Source organism: Staphylococcus sp. HMSC62B09 (assembly GCF_001839115.1).
Taxonomy (GTDB): Bacteria; Bacillota; Bacilli; order Staphylococcales; family Staphylococcaceae; genus Staphylococcus; species Staphylococcus haemolyticus.
In genome coordinates, this window is sequence record NZ_KV840110.1 from 1 (window position 1) to 3,610 (window position 3,610).

General features: G+C 28.8%; 3 protein-coding genes and 1 pseudogene. 2 read left to right on the forward strand and 2 right to left on the reverse strand.

Features of this window, described 5'->3' with window-relative positions; translation table 11 throughout:
- Positions 1-33: 33 nt before the first annotated feature.
- Positions 34-433 (reverse strand): annotated as a pseudogene (locus tag HMPREF3265_RS12535) (VOC family protein).
- On the opposite strand from HMPREF3265_RS12535, the gene HMPREF3265_RS02690 reads away from it, so the two are divergent.
- Positions 428-1,558: a gamma-glutamyltransferase gene (locus tag HMPREF3265_RS02690; protein ID WP_083327722.1), complete on the forward strand. Its 1,131-nt coding sequence runs from the start codon at positions 428-430 to the stop codon at positions 1,556-1,558. The pseudogene HMPREF3265_RS12535 and the gene HMPREF3265_RS02690 overlap by 6 nt on opposite strands.
- 248 nt (positions 1,559-1,806) lie before the next feature.
- Positions 1,807-2,664 (forward strand): YitT family protein, encoded by an 858-nt coding sequence (locus tag HMPREF3265_RS02695; RefSeq protein WP_000162894.1) that lies wholly within the window; start codon positions 1,807-1,809, stop codon positions 2,662-2,664.
- Positions 2,665-2,813: 149 nt separating this feature from the next.
- On the opposite strand, the gene HMPREF3265_RS02700 is transcribed toward HMPREF3265_RS02695, so the two are convergent.
- Positions 2,814-3,425, reverse strand: a complete 612-nt coding sequence (locus HMPREF3265_RS02700; RefSeq protein ID WP_000635275.1) for a recombinase family protein — start codon at positions 3,423-3,425, stop codon at positions 2,814-2,816.
- Positions 3,426-3,610 lie beyond the last annotated feature (185 nt).

The following is a 3,610-nucleotide window of genomic DNA, read 5'->3' on the forward strand; positions in this document are numbered from 1 at the left end:
AATTTGTTAGAAATTATGTCCCAGCCTCTTTTTTTAATTTTTTCTTTTGGTAAAGAGATGATAAGCAATTCCGAATTCATCTTTAACATATCCGTAACCTTCCGTGTAAAATTTCGGAGCCTAATTCAACGAATTTATCATAAATTCTCTTTGTGTCTTCGACATTTTCGAATGTCACACACAAAGAAACATTATTTCCTTTAGTAATTGGAAGTCCTTCAGTATCATCTGCAATCATTAATTTCACATCACCAAATAAAATAACACATTGATCAATTTTTTCTAAATCTCTTTCATCAACATCTTTACGCGCTTCTAATGGTCTATCTTTTATTCTTTGTATATAAACTGTATTTGCATTAAATAATTCTTCTAAGCGTATTCTTAATTTTTCTGCATTATTAGTGATTAAAAAATATGGGTTCTGTTGCAAAGTAAAAAAATATTTGATTATGTTATTCCTTTAGCAGAAGACGGTTTTGAAGTTAATTCTGAATTAGAAATGAGTATAAAAAAATATAGCAAAGGTATTGATAAATCATCTCCTTTGAAAAAAGGAGATGGTAATACTGTTAAAAATGGAGATATTGTAAAGCAGCCACAACTTACTAAAACATTAAAAGGCATTAAAAATAATGGGCCTAATTACTTTTACGATAAACTTGCAAAGCATCTAACTACAGAATTAAACGGCCAGATTGATAAAACTGATTTTAATAATTATAAATCAAAACAGAAAAAACCAAGTGAAACAAAGTATTTAAATACCCATGTTTATTCATCATCTAATCCCTTAGGTGGCGGATTAATGCTACAAGGTTTAAAATTAGATGAGATGCTTAATAATGGTCAAAGTGATGAACAATACTTAAATAGTGTTTTATCAGGAAGAGATTTAATGTACAGTAATAGAGATATCGTTAATGCTAAAACGAACTTCTCTCAAGAATACCTTTCAAATATGTATATAAGTAATAAATATAACAATCAAAATACATCTGACTCTATTAGCGATAATAGTGTTAAGAAAACGAGTACTTTACACTTTGTAGTCGTTGACAAACAAGGTCAAATGACGAGTACGACAAATACACTATCAGGATACTTTGGGTCTGGTAAATATATGGATGAAGGATTCTATATGAATAATTCCATGACGAACTTCTCTGATAATAAAGATAGTAACAATTATCATGCTAAAAATACTGTGCCAAGGTCATATATATCTCCAACAATTATAGTTGGACCAGACTACTATATGGGAATTGGTAGCCCTGGTGGAAATAAAATACCAACTATTCTTAATGAAGTAATTATTGATTACCTTAGAGGTAATGGATCGTTGCAAGATAGTATATATAAACCTAGATTTTATAATGATGGTAATACAGTACATTTTGAAAAAGGGATGAATAAAAAGTATTTAGATATACTTCAAAATCAAGGTTACAATATTAAAGAAGAAAAAGATAATCCTAATTTTGGAAGTGTTCAAGCAGGTATTTATCATATTAAAAATAAAAAAACTGAAATTGCAAATGATGTAGGAACCAGATAAACTGATTTAAAATACACCAATCTTCAAAATTTTAGAGATTGGTGTATTTTAATATATTTGTAAATGCCTTGGGAAATTTTTCATTTATTTACTTTGAGTATTAGACGCTGATTAAACATTAAATTATCTTTTTTAGAATTTTGTTTAAAAAAATATGATATCAATCATTAACACCAATTTCATTAAATTGATAAAACAAGTTATAATATAGGTGAAGACTTTTTAATAATAAAAATAGGAGTTCAAAAATGACAAAAAAAATGGTGATTATATCATTCGGCAGGATTTTACTTATTATAATTGGGGCACTTATTACAGCATATGGTTTGGAATCTATATTAATCCCAAATAACGTTTCTGACGGAGGAGTCACAGGGATTAGTATTGTAGGTTCCACTTTGTTTGGTTTACCTTTAGGAATATTAATAGGAATAATCAATTTACCATTTATATGGTTAGGTTATAAACAAATCGGACGTAAGTTTGCTATATTTTCAATAATAGGTATCTTATCATTATCTATATTCACTTCGATTATGCATCATGTACCAACAATTATTGAAGGTGATTCACTACTTATTACTGTAGTTGGTGGAGTTGTTATTGGATTAGGCATGGGTCTTGCCCTTAGAAATGGTGGGGCATTAGATGGTATAGATATGTTAGCCGTTTTATTATCTAGAAAGTTACCTTTCGGAACAAGTGATTTAATTTTATTTCTCAATACATTCGTATTTATACTTGTTTCTACTGTTTTTGGCTTTAAAGGTGCCATTTTATCAGCGCTCGCATATTTTATTGCTTCAAAAGTTATACATATTATTGAAGAAGGACTAAGTGGTTCGAAAACGTTTAAAATTATTACAAAAGATTATGACATTATGAATAAAGAAATTAAAGAAAGACTGGGAAGGTATTGCACATTTACAAAAGTGACTATTGATGAAGAAAATAATTCATTTGTAGAAATTTCTTGTGTTATTAATAAACTCGAAGAACAAAAACTTAAAGAAATTATAAATGATGTAGACCCAGACGCATTTATCGCAATATATGATACAGCAGAAGTTAAGGCTGGAAATATGAAAAAATCAGATATATATTAAAATTACGATAAATAAAAAGCTACCAGTTATTAGGTAGCTTTTTATTGGTTCTCTCTTTTCTTGTTTTAATATTAAAATCTCAGAATAATTGATCACCATAAGTTTTCAGACGCTGTGAGAAGCTCTCATTTGCATTGAAAAACCGTTTATTAAAACAAATCATCGTTATCGTGTTTAATTCTATAAACAGTTTGTCTTGTAATATTCACTTCTTTCGCAATTTTACTAATCGCTTTGCCTTCCTCTAACATTTCTACAACACGATGATAGATAACACGTTTTTGAGGATCTTTCGCATTGGGAGAATATAATAAAGGTCGTCCTTTATATACGCCTTTCTCTTTCGCAACTTGAATCCCTTGAGCTTGTCGACGTTTACTTTCATTTCTTTCTTGTTCTGAAACCATTGCTAATATCTGTATAATTAAATCTTTCATAAATTTATCTAATAATGGATTACCAATGACTTCATTCATCATTGGTAGACTGGTAATCATCAATTGTACTTCTTTCTCTTTAAGATAATTAACGGTATTAATGACTTCATCATAATTACGACCTAAACGATCAATTGATTCCACGACAAAACGATCTCCCATTCTCACAAAGTTCAATGCTTCTTGAAAGACGGGTCTGTTTTCTATAGATTGACCTGATTGTTTTTCTGTAAAAATTTTTTCAGCACCAAATGTTTTTAAATTTTCAAGTTGTCTTTCTAAATTTTGATCTACTGATGATACCCGCGCATAGCCCACAATCATTTAGTTTCACCTCATAATTAATATACACCCTAATCATACATTTTAATTGCTGTAATTTCAACAATTCATTTTGTATGATTAGGGTGTACTTAAAATATACATACACCTTAAATATTTAATTTTTCAATAATTATACTTGTTTAGTTTATTGTTGGTTCTGTTGCAAAGTTGAATTTATAGTATAA